The organism is Bifidobacterium sp. LH_730 (assembly GCF_056355835.1).
In genome coordinates this window covers 1-20,537 of the sequence record NZ_JBKETB010000007.1, presented here as the reverse complement: position 1 = coordinate 20,537, position 20,537 = coordinate 1, and the positions used below count along the sequence as shown (strand labels likewise).

Below are 20,537 nucleotides of genomic sequence, written 5' to 3'. Positions count from 1 at the left end.
AGGGATCCGAGGCTCAATCCCGACGACTTCTCCCCCGTTTCCGGCCCGATCACTCCATCGGGCATCGACCGGCGTGATCCACGCGTGGCCGAGGCATGGTCCCTGGGCGTGCAGGCGGCCGATCTATTGGACCGTCACATCGCCCTGTTGGAGGCCGTCAGACGCGACGGCCTCGCACGGGCCGGCGAACCACGGCCGGCTCCCCACGAAAACACGGCCCCAGCCACGGGCCGTCATAACGAGACCAATCCAATTCTCAGCTCTTGCCCTGCTGCCGGCCCCGTCTCCGCAACCGGCGGCGGCACGGCGTTCCGCCCCGGAGTCCCCGTGACGATGCGAAACGGACGTCCACGATCGCAGGTGCAGATGTTGCTGCTGTCGCTTGGCGTTGGATTGGTGGCCCTGGCCGCCATCGCCTTCGCGACCTTCGCCTATGCGCTGCTCGCCCCGTCCGGACGAGCCATCTGTCTCGCTCTACTGGGCGTGATCGCCTTGGTCGCCTCGACTCTGACCTCGCGTCGGCTGCCTTCCACCACCGAAGGCCTGGCATGGGCGGGCTGGGCCATTCTGACAATCGACGCATGGCTGGTGCCGCAGATCATCGCGCCATCGTCCATCGGCCGCAGCGGCCTGACCGGCGCGACGATTATGCTGCTGGCCTTGATGGCAATGACGCCGCATGTCATCGGAAAACATTTCGGACATCCTCTCCCACGCGCCCATGGCCTGTTCGCCGCCTTCGCGCTGCCCTTGGACCTCGGCATGACCATCTCCAACGCCCATTGGGACGGAGCCTCCGCCTCACAGGCGCTGTCTTTCACCGCGATGGGATTCGCGGCCTGCGCCATGGCCGCCTCGATCCGACCGGATGCGGCCCGACGCACCCCGGACTTCATATGGCTGGCTTGCCTGACGCAGACATGCGTATATCTGGCCCTCGCCACGGTGCTTATGCCGTTCAAATCCTTCGCCATGCCATCCCTGGCCGACCACGCCACATCCCACATCCTTGTCATAGCCGGATGGGCGGGCGCATGGGCGGTCATGCGCCGACGCATACTGGTTTCATCCCGCCCCCTACACCCGCAGTGGCGCATCGTGCCCGTCGCCGGGATGACCTTGACGGCCGCGACTGCCGGCGGCGTTCGCATCCCTGCTGCCCGCCATGACACTGTCATGGCTGATTGTGGGACTGTCCGTCTCCCTTCTGGCCTGCGGCATGTTCCTCGGCACGCTTGCCGGCGCCCCGGTACCTTCGGCAAAGCACAGCCTCGACATCCACGAGCGCGTTCCGATGGCATTATGCGCCTCGTTGCCGCTGACCTTCGAAGCGATAACACGGATCGCATCCCCTCATCCTTCGGATCAACTGTGCGCCATGACGGCATACGTCATCCTACTGGCGGCCTCGGCGCTGCTGTGGTCATATCCCCACACAGACAAAGCCACCGACCGGCTGTCCACGATGCGTTGGGCGGTCGCGGCACCAACGGCACTGACATCGTTGGCGCTGACGCTGGCATCGCTGAGCATTCCGCCCGTCATGCCCTCCGCCGACCTGCTGCTGGCGATGGCGGGAGTCGCGTCGCTGGCCGCCGGATGGCGTCGACTGGCATTGTCCCCGTCATCACGCAGTTGGGCGACGTTATGGCCCGGACTCATGCTCATCATCGTGCCGCCGATATGGGCGGGATGGTTCGCCGAACCATCACCGGTGCGTATGACCTTGGTCTTCCTGGCCTCGCTGACGTTGCTGACGGTGGGCGTGGCGAGGCGGCTGCAGGCACCGCTGATATGCGGCGCGATGGCATTGACCGTCCATGTGCTCACGGTGCTCTGGCCATGGATCGTGGCCTTCTCGCAACGTTTCTGGTGGGCGTGGCTGTTGACCGGAGGCGTGCTGCTGATCGCGGTCGCGGCCCGTTACGAGGCCAGCCTGGACTCGATGCGTTCCTTGGCACGTCGCATCGGCGACCTGCGCTGAATCAGAGCCCTTCGTTCAATCCGAACAGCTCATCCATCCGAACGGTCCCAATCGTTCAGGACAACCCGGCCATTCAAAACAGTTCGGCCTGCTCGAACTCATCATCCGAACCGCCGGATGACGCGGCATGCGGCGCGAACGCGCCGACGCCTTCGTCGGCCAGGCGCGCCGAGGCGGCGGACGAACCGGCGCGCAGCGCGCCATCGAGGCGCACGGCATCGGGCGAGACCAGGAACATGCGTTCGTTGACCCCGGCCAGATACAGGCCATCCAACGATTCGACGCGCGACAGCGCCACATATCCCATGCCCGGCGCGAAGGTGCGCCGCAAATCCATGACGGCACGGTCAAGCGTCATGCCCTGCGACTTGTGAATCGTGATGCCCCAGGCGCAGCGCAACGGCACCTGGTTGATGGCGGCGAGCACGGTGTCGCCATCCATCATCTCCCATGTCGCCTGTTTCATCGTGACGATATTGCCGTTCTCGAACTCCACGATCGGCCAGCCGCCCTTGGCCTCGGGCGCGAAACCGCGCACCGTGCCGATGGAGCCGTTCACATACTGCCGGTCGGTGTCGTTGCGCAATGCCATCACGGCCGCGCCGGTTTTGAGCACCAACCGCTCGGGGGCGAGCATATTCCGCTTGAGTCGGTCGACGAGGTTCGCCGGCCCGGCCTGCTCGGCATGGAAGACGTGTTCCTCGTCTTGGATCTGAGCCAAGCGCAGATCGTTGAGATTGTCGGCCTGTCTGTTGACCGGGAACAGATGCACGGCAACCTCGCCGGGGGCGGGAACCGCACCCAGACGGGTGAGCAGCACATCGTGGTCCTCCTGCGTGACCGCGCCATCGCGGATATCGGTGAGCACGGTGAGCAGCTGGCCGTCGTCCTGACGATGTTGCTCGGTCAGATAGCAAATCACCGGATCCAGCTCGCCCCAGACCAACGATTCGGTGACGAATCCCTCGGGATTGCGCCCGGCGCGCGCATATCGTTCCCGTGATTCCAAGAATTCCGGACTCGGCGCAATTAAGTCGTTGTTGCGCCCCGAGACGCTGACGGGCGGCAGCTGGAAGAAATCGCCGGACAACACCACCTGGATGCCGCCGAAGGGGCGCGGGTCGTGCCGCACCTCGCGGCAGACGCGGTCGACCATATCGAACAGCCAGGCGTGCATCATCGACACCTCGTCGATGACCAGCACGTCGGTGGCCTGGATCTTGCGCTTGCGCCGGGTCTTGATGGTTTTGAGCAGACTGGCGGTCAGGGCGGTGGCCACGCCCACGCCGGACCATGAGTGGATGGTCTGGCCGTTGACATGCGTGGCGGCGATGCCGGTGGAGGCGGTGACGGCCACCGAGGCGCCGTCGGCCCGCGCCTGGCGGATGAACTCACCCAGCACATAGGTCTTGCCCGCTCCGGGCGCGCCGGTCAAAAAGACATTCGCACCGGCATTCAGAATGGCCAGGGCCTCGGCTTGACGCATATCGTCGTCCTATTCCTTGCAGCGAATCGTTCTCAATAACAAAAGTGCGAGCGAACGCACGCAACCGCACATCCGAACATCGCGAAAACGGCGAAATACCGGAACGCGATGTTCATTCCACTCCACGCGACCTCGCACTTTTCTTATTGAGAATCATTCGCTGAGCAAACTCGTGCGCCGGATCTCCTCGGCGATGGCCTTCGCAGACTCGGCGTCGGGACCGGGGGCGGCGGCCATGAAGGCCTTGCGGTAATAGCGCAGCTCGTCAAGCGACTCGATGATGTCGGCGAGCGCGCGATGGCCGCCGTTCTTGGGCGGACGGTTCTCATAGACCGCCGGATACCAGCGGCGGGCGAGCTCCTTGAAGGTGCTCACGTCGATGGTGCGGTAGTGCAGGCCGGCCATGAGGTTCGGCATGAAGCGGTCGAGGAATTTCTTATCGGAGCCGATGGTGTTGCCGGCCAGCAGCGGGCGCACGCCGTCGGGGGTGAAGCGCTTGACATACTCGACGACCTTCGCCTCGGCCTCGGCCAGCGGCAGACCATGCTCCCACTCATTGATGAGTCCGGAGCGGGTATGCATATCGCGCACGAAATCGTTCATATGGTCGACGGCCGCCTGGGACGGCTTGATGACGAAGTCCACTCCCTCGTCGAGCACGTTGAGATCGAAGTCGGTCGGCACCACCGACACCTCGACCAGCTCGTCGCCGCCGAAGATATCGAGTCCGGTCATCTCGCAGTCGATCCAGATCAGGCGCGAGCCCTCGGCCGTGTAGGTCTCGCCGTCGTGCGCATCCACCATGTCATGCCTCGTTTCCTTGACGTTCGGAACACTTCAACCTACCGCCGGCGCGGGACCTTGGCGGCTGTGTCAGGCACCGAGACGGGCGGTGGTGCCGCGCATCAGCAGCGAAGTGGGCATGACGGTGTGGCGTTCGTCCAACGTCTGCCCGCGCATCAAGGCCAGGGCCTTGCGCGCCGCCTCACGCGCGGTGGCCACCGGATCCTGGCGCACGGTGGTCAGGTCGGCCACATCCGACAACGGCATGCCGTCGAAGCCGATCACCGAGACCTCCTGCGGCACCCGCCAGCCGAGCCGTCGCAGTTCGCGCAACAACGGCACGGCGCATCGGTCGTTCTCCACGCAGATGCCGGTGGGTTTGCTCGGCGCCGACAGCAGTTGCGCCGCAAGATCCGACATCACCGCCGCCTCGTCGTCAGCGGTGGCGGATGCCTCGGTCAGCGAGGGAATCGTCAATACCCGGTCCTCGTCATAGCCCAATAGCTTCACCGCCTCAAGGAAGCCCTGCATGCGCACCACATCGCTGCACACGAAGGGCGAGGACTGCACCGGCTGCTCGACATAGGCCACCGACCGGTGCCCCAGCGAGTGCAGCAGGCGCACGGCGGAAAGCATGGCGACCTTGTCGTCGATGGCCGCGGAAGCATCGAGCCCGTCGCAGCTGGGGGTGTTGATGCCGACGACCGGCACGGTGAGTTCCTTGAGGATCCTGCGTTTGCCCTCATCCAGCTCGAAGGAGGAGACGATGATCGCATCGATGTCCTGCGTGCCGCGCAGCCCTTGGAAGAAACGGTCAAGCCCCGCGCCGTCGCCGACCACGCAGGGCACGACATCGTAGCCTTCGGGTGCGAGCACCTCATAGACGCCTTCGAGCACACTGGCGCTGAACCACACGTTGATCGGGTCGCTGAGCAGCACGGTGACGCGCATCGTTTTGCCGCTGGCCAGCGAGGAGGCGTTCTTGGAGAACGAGAAATGCAGCCGCTCCGCCGCGGCCTCGACGCGGGCGCGGGTGTCGGGATTGACCTTGTCGAGCCCTCGCAGCGCGCGGGAAACGGTGGAGACCGACACCCCCGCCTCGCGGGCCACGTCGCCGATCGTCGTCCTTGCCATAGGCACCTCCCCATTGCATACGCACACCATTCTATACAAACGTTTGCGTCATTAATTATAAAAACGTTTGCATTGTATAAAAATGGCTATATTTCAGCATTTATCACACGCCACGACACGCCGAACAACCACGATTTTGCATTATATTATGCAAGCGTTATTATTACAGCATCTCCGATCTCGTCAGCAATGACGCGCCCGAGAGCAACAGGAACGACAAAGGAGCACCAATGACCGACGCACAGGATCCCGCGCTGTGGTGGAAGCAGGCGGTCGTCTATCAGGTCTATCCCCGGTCCTTCAAGGACACGACCGGGTCGGGCCTCGGCGACATCGCCGGCGTGACCGAGAAGATCGACTATCTCGCCGAACTCGGCGTGGACGCGATCTGGCTGAGCCCGTTCTATCCCTCCCAGCTCGCCGACGGCGGCTATGACGTGGACGATTACCGCAACGTCGACCCCAAGCTGGGCACCATGGACGATTTCGACGCGCTCGCCAAGGCCGCGCACGCCAAGGGCATCAAGATCGTCGTCGACATCGTGCCGAACCATTCCTCCGACCGCCACGAATGGTTCAAGGCCGCCCTCGCCTCCGCCCCCGGCTCCCCCGAACGCGAGCGCTACATCTTCCGCGACGGCAAGGGCGAGCACGGCGAACTGCCGCCGACCAACTGGGAGAACCACTTCGGCGGCCCCGCCTGGACCCGCGTGCCCGACGGCCAGTGGTATCTGCACCTGTTCACCAAGGAACAGCCCGACTGGAACTGGGACAACCGCGAGGTGCGCGACGATTTCCTCAAGACCCTGCGCTTCTGGCTCGAGCACGGCGCCGACGGATTCCGCGTCGATGTGGCGCACGGCCTGGCCAAGGACCTCGACCGCGACGATCTCGACGACTACCATGTGTGGTCCGACTCCACGATGCCCGCCGACGGCTCGCATCCGGTGCTCGACCGCGACGAGGTGCACGAGATCTACCATGAGTGGCGCGAGCTGTTCAACCAGTACAATCCACCGGCATTCGCCGTGGCCGAGGCATGGGTGCAGCCCGAGCGCCAGTATCTCTACGCCTCCCCCGACGATCTGGGGCAGATCTTCAACTTCGAATATGCGAAGACGGACTGGGTGCGCGGCGCCCTGCACGAGGCCATCGAGGAGGGCATCGCCAGCGCCGACCGCTCCGGCTCCTCGGCCACGTGGGTGATGAGCAACCATGACGTCGTGCGCCATGCTTCCCGCTACGGCCTGCCGCAGGTGCCGACCGCCGAATACCATCAGATCGCCAAGGACTGGGTGCTGCGCGACGGCGCCACCTACCGCGAAAACCGCGAGCTCGGCGCCAAGCGCGCCCGTGCCGCCATCCTGATGGAGCTCGCGCTGCCCGGCTCCGCCTACATCTATCAAGGCGAGGAACTCGGCCTGTTCGAAGTCGCCGACATCCCGTGGGATCAGGTCGAGGACCCCTCCGGCCACCGCACCTCGGGCGCCGCCAGCGTCAAGGGCCGCGACGGCTGCCGCGTGCCGTTGCCGTGGACCGCCGCCGACGCCCCCGCGCTCGATGACCCGGCCGATGAATTCGGCCACGGAGCCTCCTTCGGCTTCTCCCCCGCCAACGCGGCCAACGAACCGCATCTGCCCCAGCCCAAGTGGTACAAGGACTTCGCGGCCGACGTCGAAGCGGCCGATCCCGATTCGATGCTGAACCTCTACCGCCGCGCGCTGGCGCTGCGCCACGAGCTGTTCACCGACGATCTGACGATCGAATGGCTGCCCGAGGACGCCCCGAGCGGCAAGCCCGACGGCGCGGAAGGCGCCGAGGGCGGCACCATCGCCTACAAGCGAGCCAACGGCTGGGCTTCGATCACCAACTTCGGCGCCGATCCGGTCGCGCTGCCCGACGGCGAACTGCTGCTCGCCTCCGGCCCGCTCACCGACGACGGCAAGCTGCCGCAGGACACCTCCGCTTGGCTCAGGCTTTCCTGAACCAAGCCGTAAATAGCGCCCCGCTCCGGGGCCTTGTACCGGAACGCCGCCCGGCGCGGGCACATGATTCATAGGGGTTGATGACCCCGCGCCGGCTCATACTCAGGATTTTCCTGCATTCCAACCTTTTCGCTTGCGATGGCGGCAGCGTCAGCCGCCATCGCAGTCGCACCATGCCCATCAAACTCAAAGGGGAAACCATGTCATCCCACACCGGAACCGGCATAACCGACACCACTATGCCGAAAGCCGTCAAACCGTTCAACAAATGGCGCTACACCGCCGGATTCATGTGCTTCGGCGTGCTCAACGGCGCCGCCTTCTACATGACGATGACCGTGCTGGTCCCGCAGCACCTGCGCGACCTGGGCATCGAAAACTCGACCGCCGTGCTCGGCTCCATCAACGCGGCCGGTTCCGTGGCATCCATCTTCATCGCGCTCATCATCGGCGCGCTCTCCGACCGCACCGTGAGCCGCTTCGGCCGGCGCACCCCATGGATCTTCGCCGGCGCCTTCGTGTATGGCCTGTGCTTCTGGGCGCTGAGCCAGCCGCAGGCCGCCGTTATGATCGGCATCTGCTATATCGCCGCGCTCATTGGCCTGAACATGGTGCAGGCCCCGATCATCGCCCTTATCTCCGACCGCGTCGAGGAAAGCTCGCGCGCCACCATCTCGGCCGCGCTTGGTGGCGGCGGCGTGATCGGACAGGGCATCGGCACGCTCGTCGGCTCCTCGCTGATCGAGAACATGACCATGGGCTTCGTATGCGCCGGCCTGTGCGCCGCCGCCTCGGGCCTGCTCGCCGTGGCACTCATCCCGCGCGAACCCGCCGCCACCCGCGAGGAAATCGCCACCGACAAGCCCACCTGGCGCGTCATCGTCGACTCCCTGACCCCGCCGCTGAAGAACTGCGGCGACTTCTACCGCGCGTTCATCTGCCGCACCGCGCTGATCGTCGCCTATCAGATGGTCTTCAGCTACCAGCTGTACATCCTGCAGGATCACATCGGCGAATCGAAGGCGCAGGCCGCGGCCTCCATCCAGATCATCTCCATCATCACGATGATCGCCTCCATGATCGCCTCGCTGATCTCCGGCCCGATCGCCGACGCGCTGCACCGCCGCAAGGCTCCGATCATGGTCGCCTGCGCGCTGTTCGCGATCGGCCTGGCCATGCCGTGGATCTTCCCCACGCAGATGGGCATGTTCCTCTTCGGAGCCATCGCCAGCTTCGGCTACGGCATGTATCTGTCCGTCGACCAAGCGCTCAACGTGGACGTGCTGCCCGACCCGAAGACCGCCGGCAAGGACCTGGGCTTCATGAACATCGCCACCTGCGCCGGTCAGGCCATCGGCGTGGCGATCACCTCCTCGATCGTCACGGTGCTCGGCTCCTACACCTTCGTGTTCCCGACCGCCATCGCCATGGCCGCCATCGCCGCCATCTCCGTGCTCGGCATCAAACGCGTGCGGTAATCAGCGCATATTGCAACATATGGAAAAGCCCCGCTTCGAGCGGGGCTTTTCGCTATGTCGCGCTATATCGCGCTATATCAGGCGTGTTGCCAATGGCAGACTCACTGACGACCGGAGTAGTTCGGCGCCTCGGCGGTCATCACGATGTCGTGCGGATGCGACTCGCGCAGGCCGGCATCGGTGATGCGGATGAAGCGGCCCTTCTCCGGCATCTCGGCGATGTTGTGCGCGCCGATGTAGAACATCGACTGGTGCAGGCCGCCGATCATCTGGTAGAGCACCGCGTTGAGGGAGCCGCGGTAGGGCACCTCGCCCTCGACGCCCTCCGGCACGACCTTGTCGTTGGAGGTCACGTCGGCCTGGAAGTAGCGGTCCTTGGAATAGCTCTTCTTGCCGCGCGGGGCCATGGCGCCCATGGAGCCCATGCCGCGGTAGAGCTTGTACTGCTTGCCATGCAGCAGCACCTTCTCGCCCGGGGCCTCCTCGCAGCCGGCCAGCACGCCGCCGAGCATCACCGAGGACGCGCCGGCCACCAGGGCCTTGGCGATGTCGCCCGAGTAGTGGATGCCACCATCGGCGATGGCCGGAACGCCGGCCGCGCGGCAGGCCTGGGCGGCTTCGTAGACGGCCGTGAGCTGCGGCACGCCGACGCCGGCGACGATGCGGGTGGTGCAGATCGAGCCGGGGCCGATGCCGATCTTGACGGCGTCCGCGCCCGCGTCGATCATGGCCTGGGCGCCGGAGCGGGTGCCCACGTTGCCGCCGATGATCTGCACGCCGTCGAAGGCGGAGTCATGCTTCAGGCGGGCGATCATATCGAGCGCGAGCTTGGCCTCGCCGTTGGCGGTGTCGACGACGAGCACGTCGGCGCCGGCCTCCATCAGGGCGGAGGCGCGCTGCCAGGCGTCGCCGAGGAAGCCGATGCCGGCGGCCACGCGCAGGCGGCCCTGGTCGTCCTTGGTGGCGTCCGGATACTGCTCGGTCTTCACGAAGTCCTTCACGGTGATCAGGCCCGTCAGGCGGCCCGCCTCATCGACCAGCGGCAGCTTCTCGACCTTGTGCTGGGCGAGAAGGCGGTGCGCGTCCTCCTTGGAGATGTTCGACGGCCCCGTAATGAGGTTCTCCTTGGTCATCACGTCCTTGACCTTGAGATGGTCGTAATCCTCGGAGGCGATGAAGCGCATGTCGCGGTTGGTGATGATGCCGACGAGCTTGTTGTCCTTGTCGACCACCGGCAGGCCGGAGATATGGAAACGGCCGCACAGCTTGTCGAGGTCGGCCAGCGAAGCCTCGGGGCTGACGGTCAGCGGGTCGGTGATCATGCCGGATTCGGAGCGCTTGACGACGTCGACCTGCGCGGCCTGGTCGTCAATGGACAGGTTGCGGTGGATCACGCCGATGCCGCCGTTGCGGGCCATGGCGATGGCCATGTCGGATTCGGTGACGGTGTCCATGGCCGCGGAGATCGCCGGAACCTTCATCGTGATCTCACGGGTCAGATGCGTGGTGGTGTCCACCTCGGAGGGAATGACATCCGTCGCGTTCGGCATCAGCAGCACATCGTCATAGGCGAGGCCAAGCTGGGCGAAGATCGGAGGCAGGGGGGCATACGCGGATTCCGCGTTCATATCAGGAAGAGTAGCCATGTATTCACTATATGGATGTGGGCTGACTCACGTCATCAGGTCGTGTCGCAGGCCGCTTCAGTCCTCCTTGAGATGCCGCGCGCCGTGGGGCCGGCCGTCGAGGGCGGCGTTCTCTGCCGCGATCTCCGGCAGACGGCGCCTGAGGTAGGGGTAGAGCGTCGCCACGGTGAGCAGCACCGTCGCCACCGCCATGCCAATGGCGACGTAGACCGCCTTGAAGAACAGAATCATGATCGAGCCGAAGGCGATCAGCGCCGCCCAACCCCACAGGATCAGCACCGCGCCCTGCACGCTGTGGCCGATCCGCAGCATGCGGTGGTGCAGATGCATACGGTCGGGATGCATCGGCGACTGGCCGTGGCTCAGGCGCCGCACGATGGCCAGGCACATGTCAAGCACCGGCAGGAACAGCACGAGGATCGGCAGCAGGATCGGCATGAACGCCGGCAGATAGATGCTGGCGTGGATGGAGGCCGGGTCGAGCCGGCCGGTCATCACAATCGAAGCGCAGGTGATGAGATAGCCGAGCAGCATCGAGCCGGAGTCGCCCATGAACAGTTTCGCCGGATGCCAGTTATGCAGGATGAAGCCGATGCAGATGCCGACCAACGCCACGTCGATCAGCGTCGCCATCGAGGCATAGCTCGGCGAGGAGCGCGCGATGATATAGGAATAGATCGCGAAGGCGATGCCGCCGATCGCCACGATGCCGGAGGACAGGCCGTCGAGGCCGTCGACGAAATTGACGGCGTTGATCGACGCGACGATCAATATGGCCGTGATCGCCATCGATATCGCCGGAGATGCGGTGATGAGGGACCCGAAGGGCAGCGATATGACCTGCAGCCCGCCCCAGGCGACGAACACCGATATCAGCAGCTGTCCCGCCAATTTCAGCATCCAATCGAGATCCCACAGATCGTCGGCCATGCCCAGCAGACTGATGAGCACGGCGCCAGCCATAACCACCCAAGCTTGGTGGCTGCCGACGAACAGTCCATCGAGGAAAGGCATGCGGCTGGCGAACAGCATCGCCGCGCAGAAGCCGATGAGCATGCCGAGGCCGCCCATGCGCGGGGTGGGCACGGTGTGCACGTCGCGGGCACGCACCTCGCCGACCGCGCCGATCTCGATGGCGAGATGGCGGATCAGCGGAGTGACCAGATAGGTGACGCCGCCGGCGATGGCGGCGACGAACAGATAGACCCTCATGCGCCGAGCCCTCCGCCGTTCATATGCAGGGCGCGGCGGATCACGGTCGCCGGGATCATGCCTTCGCGCAGGATGTCGATGCCGTCACGTCCATAGGGATCGGCGGCGACGACCGTGCTGGAGACATGCCCCTGGGTGGGACCGCCGTCAAGATACAGCGGCACTTGATCGCCGAATGCCTCGACGGCCTGTTCGACGGTCTGCGCGCTTTCGGCGCCGGAGCGGTTGGCGCTGGAGGCCGCCAACGGACCGGTGGCGGCAAGCACACGCAGGCACAGCGCCGAATTGGGGATGCGGATGCCCTGTGTGCCCGGGCGGCCATCGCGTTTGTCGGCGAGCGTGGCCAGCGCGCATTCCTCACGTGCCACGGCGATCGGAGAGAGCGCGCCGGGCAGGAACTGAGCGGCGAGACGGTTCAGCGGGGCCGGCAGATCGAGACCGAGCTCGTCGAGCTGGTCGACCGAACGCAGCAGCACTTGCAGCGCCTTGAAGCGAGGACGCTCCTTGAGCCCGTAGATGCGGTCGATGGCCTTGGCATTGCACGGATCGCATGCGATGCCATACACCGTGTCCGTGGGCACCACCACCAGTCCGCCGTCCCGGATGATTCCGGCGGCCTCGGCCATCGATTCCTCATCGATTGCGCGCACAACGCTCATCGCTTACCTCCCATGTCACGTCCACCATACACTTTCGCATAAGCGAGCTGCCACCCCAAACGAACAAACCGCGACTCCCCGCCACCGCCGTCAAAACGATGGCGGCTCGCTTATACCGATATAATGAGCGGCTATGAACGAGACCATTCCACCCGTCGAACTGCGCACGCCACGCCTGAGCGAGCGCGAGGAGATGCTCGCGGGCAAGCTCTATGACGCCTCCGACCCCGAGCTCGTGGCACTGCGCGACCACTCCGCCGACCTGTGCGCGCGATTCAACGCATTGCCGCGCGGAGCACAGGACGAGCGCAAGGCCGTGCTCGACGAGCTGCTGCCGGGCCACGGCGAGGCGCTGGATGTGCTGGGACCGGTGTTCTTCGACTATGGCATCCACACGTCGATCGGCGCCCGCGTGTTCATGAACTTCAATTTCACCTGCCTGGACTGCGCGCCGGTGACCATCGGCGACGATGTGCTGTTCGGTCCGAATGTGTCGCTGCTGCCGCCGATGCATCCGCTGCGCTGGCAGGACCGCAACGTGCGCATGCGCGCGGATGGCTCGTCCTATGACTACGAATATGGGCTGCCGATTGTCATCGGATCCAACTGCTGGTTCGGCGGCAACGTCACCGTGCTGGGCGGCGTCACCATCGGGGATGGCTGCGTGATCGGCGCGGGCGCCGTCGTCACGAAGGACGTCCCGGCCAACTCGGTGGCCGTCGGCAATCCGGCCCGCGTCATCAAGACCATCACCGATGCCGACGCCAGCGCGTATCAGGATTACGCGGCCTAACGGCATCAGCCAAACTCGCCGCGCTTTCATGTTTCACGAATAGGTGGCAACTGTCTCAGGACCATTCGCATTCGTTCCGGGCAACAGTTGGCGGATAAGCCCAACAGTTGGCGTGACATCGGCGAGCCCCACGCCGGAAATAAGCGATTTCACAGTTCGATATCCACGAATGGCAACCAACTGTTCGGCCAATCCGCCAACTGTTGCTTGGTATGGCCTCATGAATCCAAGCAAGCTGTCAGAAAACGGTCGCGGCCGGTCCAATCCTGCCCGGTGCGGGCGGTGGCGAAGCCAGCCGACTGCGCATAGGCGACCAATGCCGTGCCTTGAGTGATGTCATGTTCCATGACGAGCAGACCGCCGGGGCGTAGGAGTCGCGCCGCACGGTCAATGATGCGTTCGGGGATACGGGTGCCGTCATCCGAACCGCCGTAGAGGGCAAGCGCGGGGTCGTGGTCGCGGACCTCGGGCTGTTCAGGTATCGCAGCGAGCGGTACGTAGGGCGGATTCGTAATCACCGCATCCACGGTGCCATCGAGCTCTGCCAGTGTCTCCGATGCTGTCGCATCCCCCTGCAATAAGTGATATCGCCCTTGACCGAACGAAGTGGTCTCCTCGCCAGGCGTCGGGCTCGCGGAGGAAACGTCAGACCTGAAGGTTGCCACCGCATTGCGGCGCGTCCAAACGATGGTTTGCGGTGCGAGCTCCACGGCCCAGACTTCGGCCCCGGGCATCTCGGTGGCGACGGCCAATCCGATGGCACCGGAGCCGGCGCATAGGTCCACCACACGGGGCGAGGCGAGGCCATGCGCGGTGAGCCAATCCAGTCCGGCCTGCACCACGGCTTCGGTTTCGGGGCGCGGGATGAACACGCCCGGGCCGACCCTGAGGTCGAGCCAGCGGAAGGGCGCATGGCCGACGATGTATTGCAACGGCTCGCGCGCTTCGCGCCGCCTGAGCATCGTTTCGAAGTGCAGCAACGGATGCACAGGGAGATCCTTCGACTCCGCCCCTTCGGGGCTCCGCTCAGGATGACAACCCGCAACATTGTCATGCTGAGCGGAGGGCTGCTCCGGTTTACCGTCATGCTGAGCGGAAGCCGGAGGCTGGAGCCGAAGCATCTCCTCCACGGACTTCCCCATCAGCATTGCCTTGTCGATGTCACGCAACTCGCATCCGATGCTCTCGGCCAAAAGCAGCTTCGCGTCGTGTTCCGGAGTGTCGATGCCGACGGATGCGAGACGGGTTGCGGCGCTCTTGAGCAGGGTGCGGAGGGAGAGGTCCTTCGACTTCGCCCCTTCGGGGCTTCGCTCAGGATGACAAGGGGGAAATACATCCTGCCCAGAATGACGGGGAGAGACAGAAGTAACGTTCGTCACTGCTGCTTGGCCAAGCGCTCGGCCTCGTCGGCCTGGATGTCGGAGTCGATGACGGCCTGCAGGTCGCCGTCGAGCACGGCGTCAAGGTTATAGGCCTTGTAGTTCGTGCGATGGTCGACGATGCGGTTCTCCGGGAAGTTGTAGGTGCGGATGCGTTCGGAACGGTCGAGCGATCGCACCTGCGAGTGGCGCATGTCGGCGGCCTCGGCGGCCTCCTGCTCATGCTTCATCGCCAAGAGGCGGCTCTTGAGCACGCGAAGCGCGGCCTGACGGTTCTGGATCTGCGACTTCTCGTCCTGCATGTTCACCGTGATGCCGGTGGGCAGATGCGTCATGCGCACGGCGGAATACGTGGTGTTCACCGACTGCCCGCCGGGGCCGGAGCTCATGAAGATGTCGATCTTGAGATCCTTGGGATCGATCTCGATCTCGTCGTCGTCCTCATCGGCCTCGGGGAAGACGATGACGCCGGCCGCGGAGGTCTGGATGCGCCCCTGCGATTCGGTGACGGGGATGCGCTGCACACGGTGCACGCCGCCCTCGTATTTGAGCGAGGCCCACACGCCTTCCTCGGGCGCGGGCGTGCCCTTGGCGCGGATCGCCACCTGCACGTCCTTGACGCCGCCAAGCTCGGTGGTGTTCTCGGACTGGATCAACACACTCCAGCCACGCTTCTCGGCATAGCGTGTATACATGCGCAGCAGATCGCTGGCGAACAGCGCGGCCTCCTCGCCGCCGGTGCCGGCCTTGATCTCCATGATGGTGTCACGCGCGTCGTCGGGATCGCGCGGGATCAGCGCGGTGCGCAGTTTCTCCTCAGCCGCCGGCAGTTCGCCTTCGAGACGCTTGGCTTCCTCGGCGAAATCCGGGTCCTCGGCGGCCATCTCGCGCGCCGCCTCAAGGTCGTCGCGCACGGTCATCCACGCCTGGTACGCGGACACGATGGCGCCGAGCTCGGCGTGCCGCCGCCCCAGCTTGCGCATCGCAGCCGGATCGGTCACGATCTCGGGATCGGCCATCTTGGCCTCGATCGAGCGATACTCGTCCAACGCGGTGGCGGCTGCGGGGAACTGTTCGTCTGACATACCGGTCCTTAGGTGTGGGGAATATGCGGTCGCCATCACGGCGCAACGCGCGGAATACGGGAATATGATGGATCGTGAGAGCGGATGGTCCGTCGGAATACAAAAACGCCAGTTCCCCCGGGGTACCCGGAAAAACTGGCGTTTCGAAAAGCTACTTGGCCTTCTTGCCGTAGCGACGCTCGAAACGGGCGACGCGGCCACCGGTGTCGAGGATCTTCTGCTTGCCGGTGTAGAACGGGTGGCACTGCGAGCACACGTCGACGGTCATGTGATCGGTGTTCGCGGTGGAACGGGTGACGAAGGTGTTGCCGCACGAGCACTTGATCTCGACGGGATGATAATCGGGGTGGATACCCTGCTTCATGGTGTCTCCTAAGGAATTCAGGTGACCCGGGTCGCCGCGCCCCAATGGCATGGCGTGAACCGGAACCTCAAGCATGATAGGCGCACGTCCCGACAGCCTCACATCCTCACAGCGCCATGCGCTCGTATCGTTCGTTCAACCGCGCCAATTCGCTTTCGCCGACCGTGATCTTGCCGGCGTCAAGCCGCACGAAACCCTCCTGCGCAAGAATCGCGATATGCCGGTACAGCGTGCGCAGATTGAGATGCAGCCGCTCCGCCAGCTCGGCCCGGGTCAACGGGCATGTCCACACGCCCGACCCATCGCCCCGGCAGGTCGCCTCGACCCACAGGAAGCGTCCGATGATGTCGCGGTTCGACAACGTGCTCTTCTCAGCTGAATTGAGCATATTGTAGGCGGTCACCTTCCCCAGCATCCGCAGCGCCAGAAAGCATAGCTCGCCGTCGGCGCGCAGCAGCTGGCAGAAGCGCCCCACCTCGAAGCGATACACCACGCAGTCCGTATCGGCCATCACCCACGCCGAGATCGCGGGCTCATCGTTCAACACCTCGACAAGCCCCGCGACATCAAGCGGCCATAGATAGTCGGTGAGTTCGTCGCGCCCTTCCGGCAGCAGGTTCCACACCGACAGCCGGCCATCAAGCAGCACATACAGATGATCCAGCGTCTGCCCTTTGCGCAGCAGGACGGACCCCTTCCTCAGTCGCATCAAGGCGCCGGAGGGCGTCGCGCCGGGCAGCGACCCGCAGGGGTCGTCGGCATCGTATTCGCGGCCAAGCATCGCGCGCAGCACCGCGGCATCGGGATCTGAGGCCATCCCTTCATGGTATCGGGCGCGCCCCGCCCTCGGACTGACAAATGTCAGTCATCGCCCCTTTGCTCCGCCCGTAGCTTGGAATCATCTCGAGTCGTGCGACCCGGCCAAGGACGGTCGCTCACCGCACGGCGGAAAGGACAATCATGCAACGCAACAAGATCATGGTGGCCTCGCTGGCCTTCGCCATGTATTTCCTCACCGGTGGCGCCTGCGTGCTCGTCGGCAGCTCGCTGCCGCAGCTGGTGCAGATGTACGACCGGCCGCTCGAGCAGGTGACGCTGCTCGGCTCGGCGTATGCCTTCGGCCGCCTGCTGACGGTCTACGGCACCGGCCGTCTCGTCGAACGCCTCGGCCCGCTCAAGGTGCTGATGGGCGGCGTCGTGCTCACCGGCCTGTTCCTGCTCGGAATCCCGCTGATGGGCAACTTCATCGTCGGCATGGTGCTGGCCGTGCTCGGCGGCATCGGCATGGGCGCGCAGGACACCGTCTGCCCGTCGCTGCTCTCGCTGGTGTTCACCAAGCATTATGCCTCCGCGCTCTCCGGCGGCCAGGGTCTGTTCGGCCTGGGCACCTTCGTCATGCCGACCTTGATCGGCGTGCTGTTGAGCGGCAATATGCCGTTCTACTGGGCCTATTTCGTGCTCGCGGCCATCGCCATCGCGATGCTCGTTGCGATTCCCTTCGCCCGCACCACCGGCCTGACCGCCGGCGAGGAAGGCGAGGAGCATATCGAGCCGCTGTATGTCAAGAGCACCTGGGCCGCGACCCTGAGCATCGTGCTCACCGTGGCCGCCTTCTCCTGCGTCTCCAGCGCGCTGGGCCTCTACATCACCAGCTTCGCCATCGACAAGGGCATCTCCGAGGCCAACGCGGCCTTCATGTTCACCGCCTACAACATCGGCTGTGTGATCGGCGGCTTCTTCTTCGCGTGGGTGCTGCGCTTCATCAAGGGGCAGACGGTGCTGCCGCTGAACTGCGCGGCCGCCGCCGTGGTCATCGCCATCTCGATGGTCGTCGACCAGCCGTGGTTCTACTTCCTCGCGCTGTTCGTCGCAGGTCTCTTCCTCGGCGCGCTGTTCAGCGTCATCGTGGGCGTGGCCACGCGCATCTGGTATCGCCGCGTCTCGGTCGCCTCCTCGCTGGTGGCCATGGCCTCCGGCGCCGCCGACTTCCTCACCCCGATGGTCACCGGCTTCATCATCGCCTCCGTCGGCATCGGATTCTCCTTCGTGTTCGCCGTCATCATGCTCGTCGTGTGCGCGGGCGCGGCCTTCGTGCTGCGCGCGATCTCCAGTGAGAAGCCGACGGCGGCCGTCGAAGCGGCGTGAGTCCCACACACATAATCCAATACACATAACCGAATTCGTCCCGTGGAACGCAATACCATGGGACCGAAGGGAAAGGCACAGTATTCCATGGATACCAAGAAGATCATCATCGACACGGACTGCGGCTCTGACGACGCGATGGCCATCGCGATGGCGTTGAACGACCCGGCATATGAGATCATCATGTGCACCACGGTCTCGGGCAACGTGCCGATGGAGCAGGCGACGATCAACACGCTGACGACGATCGAACACGCCGGCACCTACGAGCCGCCCGTCTACCGCGGCGCGAAGGACATGCTGCTCAAGAAGCTCACCTATGCCTACGAAACGCACGGCAACGACGGCATGGGCGATATCGGCCTGAAGCCGGAGCGTCTGACGCCCACGCCGGGCCTCGCGGTGGTCAAGATGCTCGAGGCCCTGCGCGAGAGCGAGCCCGGCGAAATCGACATCGTGGCACTGGGCCCGCTGACGAACATCGCGCTGGCGCTGCGCCTCGACCCGGAGGCGATGGAGCGCGTCGGCCGCATCGTCATCATGGGCAGCGCGGGACTGGGCCGGGGCAACGCCTCGCCGGTGGCCGAGTTCAACGTGTGGCAGGACGCGGAGGCCGCGAAGGTCGTCGTGGAGTCAGGTCTGAAGGACATCACCTTCGTCGGCTGGGACGCCTGCCTCGGCGAGGCGATGCTTTCGCCCGACGAGATAGCTCGGATCCGCGAATCGGGTCCGCTCGGCAAGTTCGCCATCGATTGCAACAAGGACCTCATGGCCATGAACATCGAGCGCTTCGGCGAGCCTTGCCTCGACATGGCCGATCCGTCGGCGATGGCCGCCGCGCTCTACCCCGAGTGCATCGACAAATGCGAGCGGTATTACTGCGAGGTCGACACCGCGTCCGGCCCCAGCTACGGCGCGCTGCTGGTCGATGTCACCGACGTGCTGCACCGCGAGCCGAATGTCTCGGTGTGCAGCAAGCTCGACGCGGCCAAATACAAGGAGTACATCTACCGCACGCTGGGTGTGAAGGACTGACGTCAAACCACCCGGATCACGCACGAGGGCCCGGTCCGCCATATATAGGCGGACCGGGCCCTCGTTTCGGTGGGGCCGCAGGGGCTTGAACCCTGGACCGGGCGATTATGAGTCGCATGCTCTAACCGACTGAGCTACGGCCCCACATCGGCGCGAAGCCGACTCGGACAGTCTAGCATTCAGGCCGTCCGAGTCGCCACATATTCGAGCGGGTCGTCGATGAAGCGGCGAAGCCCGACGCAGGCGGCGCCATGCAGGGCCGGGCGTTCATTGACGGCCGGCATGCGCACGATGGGCCTGAGCTCGGGATATCCGAGCACCTGCGGGCGGATGGCGTTCTCGAGGCGCTCGGCCAGTCCGTCGCCGAACCGCTGCCATATGCCGCCCAGAACGACGGTGTCGACGTCAAGGATATTGATGGCCGAGGCGACGGCCGAGGCAATCGCCCCGACGGCCCGTTCGATGACTTCGACGGCACGCCGCTCACCAGAGCGCCACCGCTCCAGCAGCTCGTCGACCGCCTCGATGCGCGCGGCGTCCGCGCCGACGGCGATGCCTGCGCTTTCGACGAGCGCGCGCCGTCCCGCGTACATCTCGAGGCATCCGCGCCGCCCGCAATGGCAGAGAGGTCCGTCGATGGCGACCGAGACATGTCCGAGTTCGCCGGCGAAGCCATGGTCGCCGCTGACGACCCGTCCGTCGCGCACGAAGGCACCGCCGATGCCGATGTCGGTGGATATGTAGAGGAAGGAGTCGGAGGGGCCGAGCCCGTCGCCGGCGCGACGCCGCGTGGCATATCCGGGAATCTGCGCGAGCGCCGCCATATTCGCCTCGTTGCCGGCCGCCGCCCCGAGCCTGCGCACGACTTCGAAGGAACCGAGGTCCAGCCGCTCCCAACCGAGGTTACGCGCCACGAGCAGCCGCATGTCATCGGTGACCAGACCGGGCAATGCGAGCCCCGCGCCGACGACATGGTATTCGCGCCGCTCCGCTTCCGCCTCGCCATGGGCGACGATTTCGTCGAGCGCGGCGAAGACATGGCCCGGGTCCGTCCCCTCCATCGGCTGTCCCACCCACTGGCCGTCGACGACGGTGCCGTCGAGGTCGGACATCACATATCCGTATCCATCCGTGTTGATCTGCATGCCGATGCCGCAGAACCGCCCGCCGGCGATGGCCAGCGGCGTGCTCGGCCGCCCGAAGTTCGACATGGCCGAGGGCGCGCCCTCCCGGATGACGCCGGCATCGACGAGCATCGGCACCAGCAGCGACATCGTCGCCTTGGTCAGCCCGGTCGTTTTGGCGAGTTCGGCGCGGCTCATGGGCTCGGTGGCGCGCAGCATGGTGTCGATGACCACCGAGATATTAT

18 protein-coding genes and 1 tRNA gene are annotated in these 20,537 nt (G+C 65.1%); 6 read left to right on the top strand and 13 right to left on the bottom strand.

The genetic code is table 11. The features are described from left to right. Positions 1 to 431: 431 nt before the first annotated feature. Positions 432 to 974 carry a hypothetical protein gene (locus AC1AUD_RS09110; protein ID WP_476574035.1) on the bottom strand — a complete coding sequence of 181 codons (543 nt, stop codon included), beginning with the start codon at positions 972 to 974 and terminating at the stop codon, positions 432 to 434. 191 nt (positions 975 to 1,165) lie between these two features. Here AC1AUD_RS09110 and AC1AUD_RS09105 point away from each other — a divergent pair, with 191 nt between their 5' ends. Then, positions 1,166 to 1,984 carry an SCO7613 C-terminal domain-containing membrane protein gene (locus AC1AUD_RS09105; protein WP_476574034.1) on the top strand — a complete coding sequence of 273 codons (819 nt, stop codon included), beginning with the start codon at positions 1,166 to 1,168 and terminating at the stop codon, positions 1,982 to 1,984. A gap of 73 nt (positions 1,985 to 2,057) precedes the next feature. On the opposite strand, the gene AC1AUD_RS09100 is transcribed toward AC1AUD_RS09105, so the two are convergent. The 3 genes from AC1AUD_RS09100 to AC1AUD_RS09090 form a co-directional block, all read right to left on the bottom strand. Then, positions 2,058 to 3,470, bottom strand: coding sequence for a DEAD/DEAH box helicase (locus tag AC1AUD_RS09100; protein ID WP_476574033.1), 1,413 nt, complete (start codon positions 3,468 to 3,470; stop codon positions 2,058 to 2,060). 153 nt (positions 3,471 to 3,623) lie between these two features. After that, a complete protein-coding gene (orn, locus tag AC1AUD_RS09095) occupies positions 3,624 to 4,274 on the bottom strand; it encodes an oligoribonuclease (protein WP_476574032.1) in 651 nt (216 codons plus the stop codon). A gap of 69 nt (positions 4,275 to 4,343) precedes the next feature. Next, complete coding sequence (locus AC1AUD_RS09090) at positions 4,344 to 5,387, bottom strand: LacI family DNA-binding transcriptional regulator (RefSeq protein ID WP_476574031.1); 1,044 nt, start codon at positions 5,385 to 5,387, stop codon at positions 4,344 to 4,346. Positions 5,388 to 5,617: 230 nt separating this feature from the next. On the opposite strand from AC1AUD_RS09090, the gene AC1AUD_RS09085 reads away from it, so the two are divergent. Both AC1AUD_RS09085 and AC1AUD_RS09080 read left to right on the top strand, forming a co-directional pair. Next, the gene (locus AC1AUD_RS09085; RefSeq protein ID WP_476574030.1) at positions 5,618 to 7,372 is read left to right on the top strand and encodes a glycoside hydrolase family 13 protein; all 1,755 of its coding nucleotides are present in this window, start codon (positions 5,618 to 5,620) and stop codon (positions 7,370 to 7,372) included. Between the two features lie 200 nt (positions 7,373 to 7,572). After that, positions 7,573 to 8,850: an MFS transporter gene (locus tag AC1AUD_RS09080; protein WP_476574029.1), complete on the top strand. Its 1,278-nt coding sequence runs from the start codon at positions 7,573 to 7,575 to the stop codon at positions 8,848 to 8,850. A 101-nt stretch (positions 8,851 to 8,951) separates the two neighbouring features. On the opposite strand, the gene guaB is transcribed toward AC1AUD_RS09080, so the two are convergent. From guaB to AC1AUD_RS09065, 3 genes are read right to left on the bottom strand one after another with little or no spacing between them, the layout of a single operon-like run. Continuing rightward, positions 8,952 to 10,496 carry an IMP dehydrogenase gene (guaB, locus tag AC1AUD_RS09075; protein WP_476574028.1) on the bottom strand — a complete coding sequence of 515 codons (1,545 nt, stop codon included), beginning with the start codon at positions 10,494 to 10,496 and terminating at the stop codon, positions 8,952 to 8,954. Between the two features lie 57 nt (positions 10,497 to 10,553). Continuing rightward, positions 10,554 to 11,708 (bottom strand): MraY family glycosyltransferase, encoded by a 1,155-nt coding sequence (locus tag AC1AUD_RS09070; RefSeq protein WP_476574027.1) that lies wholly within the window; start codon positions 11,706 to 11,708, stop codon positions 10,554 to 10,556. Continuing rightward, complete coding sequence (locus AC1AUD_RS09065) at positions 11,705 to 12,367, bottom strand: L-threonylcarbamoyladenylate synthase (protein WP_476574026.1); 663 nt, start codon at positions 12,365 to 12,367, stop codon at positions 11,705 to 11,707. The genes AC1AUD_RS09070 and AC1AUD_RS09065 overlap by 4 nt, the downstream gene beginning before the upstream one ends. 133 nt (positions 12,368 to 12,500) lie before the next feature. On the opposite strand from AC1AUD_RS09065, the gene AC1AUD_RS09060 reads away from it, so the two are divergent. Then, a complete protein-coding gene (locus AC1AUD_RS09060; protein WP_476574025.1) occupies positions 12,501 to 13,160 on the top strand; it encodes a sugar O-acetyltransferase in 660 nt (219 codons plus the stop codon). A 218-nt stretch (positions 13,161 to 13,378) separates the two neighbouring features. Here AC1AUD_RS09060 and prmC read toward each other — a convergent pair whose 3' ends face one another. The 4 genes from prmC to AC1AUD_RS09040 all read right to left on the bottom strand — a co-directional run bounded on the left by prmC (position 13,379) and on the right by AC1AUD_RS09040 (position 16,805). Continuing rightward, positions 13,379 to 14,425, bottom strand: coding sequence for a peptide chain release factor N(5)-glutamine methyltransferase (gene prmC / locus AC1AUD_RS09055; RefSeq protein ID WP_476574128.1), 1,047 nt, complete (start codon positions 14,423 to 14,425; stop codon positions 13,379 to 13,381). A gap of 110 nt (positions 14,426 to 14,535) precedes the next feature. Next, the gene (gene prfA, locus AC1AUD_RS09050; protein ID WP_476574024.1) at positions 14,536 to 15,624 is read right to left on the bottom strand and encodes a peptide chain release factor 1; all 1,089 of its coding nucleotides are present in this window, start codon (positions 15,622 to 15,624) and stop codon (positions 14,536 to 14,538) included. Positions 15,625 to 15,775: 151 nt separating this feature from the next. Continuing rightward, positions 15,776 to 15,988, bottom strand: a complete 213-nt coding sequence (rpmE, locus tag AC1AUD_RS09045) for a 50S ribosomal protein L31 (RefSeq protein ID WP_476574023.1) — start codon at positions 15,986 to 15,988, stop codon at positions 15,776 to 15,778. A 106-nt stretch (positions 15,989 to 16,094) separates the two neighbouring features. Beyond that, on the bottom strand, positions 16,095 to 16,805 hold the full coding sequence (locus tag AC1AUD_RS09040) for a Crp/Fnr family transcriptional regulator (protein WP_476574022.1): 711 nt from the start codon (positions 16,803 to 16,805) through the stop codon (positions 16,095 to 16,097). Between the two features lie 143 nt (positions 16,806 to 16,948). On the opposite strand from AC1AUD_RS09040, the gene AC1AUD_RS09035 reads away from it, so the two are divergent. Together AC1AUD_RS09035 and AC1AUD_RS09030 are read left to right on the top strand one after the other, a co-directional pair. Beyond that, complete coding sequence (locus AC1AUD_RS09035) at positions 16,949 to 18,133, top strand: MFS transporter (RefSeq protein ID WP_476574021.1); 1,185 nt, start codon at positions 16,949 to 16,951, stop codon at positions 18,131 to 18,133. 87 nt (positions 18,134 to 18,220) lie between these two features. Beyond that, a complete protein-coding gene (locus tag AC1AUD_RS09030) occupies positions 18,221 to 19,168 on the top strand; it encodes a nucleoside hydrolase (RefSeq protein WP_476574020.1) in 948 nt (315 codons plus the stop codon). Positions 19,169 to 19,238: 70 nt separating this feature from the next. Here AC1AUD_RS09030 and AC1AUD_RS09025 read toward each other — a convergent pair. Both AC1AUD_RS09025 and AC1AUD_RS09020 read right to left on the bottom strand, forming a co-directional pair. Beyond that, positions 19,239 to 19,312: transfer RNA gene (locus AC1AUD_RS09025), tRNA-Ile, on the bottom strand. 35 nt (positions 19,313 to 19,347) lie between these two features. Further along, on the bottom strand, positions 19,348 to 20,537 hold a 1,190-nt coding region (locus tag AC1AUD_RS09020; protein ID WP_476574019.1), incomplete at its 5' end, for an ROK family protein.